At 58.9% G+C, this 1,068-nt stretch carries 2 protein-coding genes; both read left to right on the top strand.

From position 1 onward, the window contains the following. The first annotated feature begins 172 nt into the window (after positions 1 to 172). A complete protein-coding gene (locus ACFW2E_RS47690) occupies positions 173 to 478 on the top strand; it encodes a hypothetical protein (protein WP_384478632.1) in 306 nt (101 codons plus the stop codon). A 2-nt stretch (positions 479 to 480) separates the two neighbouring features. Next, positions 481 to 1,068: putative T7SS-secreted protein (locus ACFW2E_RS47685; RefSeq protein ID WP_384478629.1), on the top strand; the 588-nt coding region annotated here is incomplete at its 3' end.

Raw genomic sequence — 1,068 nt, 5'->3', positions numbered from 1 at the left:
CGGTGGAGTCAGTCAAACTGGTGTTCGGGTAATAACACTGGTTAGCCTTGCCGTGATTGAGAAGAGCCGTCACATACCAGTGAAGTGCCGATCCCTTCGGTGTGAAGGGGGTCGAGGTCATTGATGCGTGTCGGTCTGAGCGGCAAGTCGTGGGTGTGTGAAGGGGGAGTTCGTGAGTGATCTGACGGCTGACTATGTGGTGTTGAATCGAGTGAGGCATAACCTCGACCACATAGCGGAACTGATGAAGAAGCCAGGGCGGGAAATGGCAGAGGTTACCGGCGACTCCATGGGAGTCCCGGAGCTCGCCAGGCGCATGGACGACTTCGGTGATGAGTGGTCGTACGGGATCAAACAGCTCACGAAATTCTCGGAGAAGGCGTCCAAGGCGCTTCTCACGGTCAAAGAGTCCTTCGAGAAGTTGGACGATGAACTCGCCCAGGCGAGTAAGGGCCGAGGGAAGGGCAGCGGTAAGTAGGAATGGCTGAGACCAAGCTGGAGAGCTTCCCTGCTCTGGGGTTCGTACCTTGCCCGGGCGATCAGTCGACGGCCGACGACGTCGCCAAGACAGTGCGCAGGACGGCGAAGGCTCTCGATGAGATATCCCAGGTCCTGCACGGCACCGGCGTGGGGGACTGGAAGGGAAAGGCGGCGGAAGTATTTCGAGAGAAGTTCGATGACGAGTTTCGCCCGCGCATGGACGATGCGCGTGATTCCTTCCGTGATGCTGCGACGATCCTTGAGGACTGGGCCGCCTACATGGAGACCAAACAGGCGGACGCCGTGCGACTGGAGGCGCGGGCAGCCGAGGTCGACGAACAACTGAGTAAGGCGCGCACAAAGGCTGACAAGCTCAAACAGGCCGACGGCGACGAGAAGGACACCCTGGACCACAAGGGCAAGGTTCAGGAAGCGGGACGGGAAGCGAATGCCAGGAGTCTTGAACTGGAGGAGATCCGACGGCAAGGTCGTGAAATGGCCGGGAACTATCAGGCGTACGGCAAAGAAATAGCAGACCGTCTGAAGAGTGCAATGGAAATCGCTCCGAATGAGCCAGGCATGTGGGAC

This window comes from Streptomyces sp. NPDC058964, from assembly GCF_042741275.1.
GTDB lineage: Bacteria > Actinomycetota > Actinomycetes > Streptomycetales > Streptomycetaceae > Streptomyces.
Note: the sequence above shows the minus strand (reverse complement) of the source record. Positions and strands in the feature narration are given on the sequence as shown.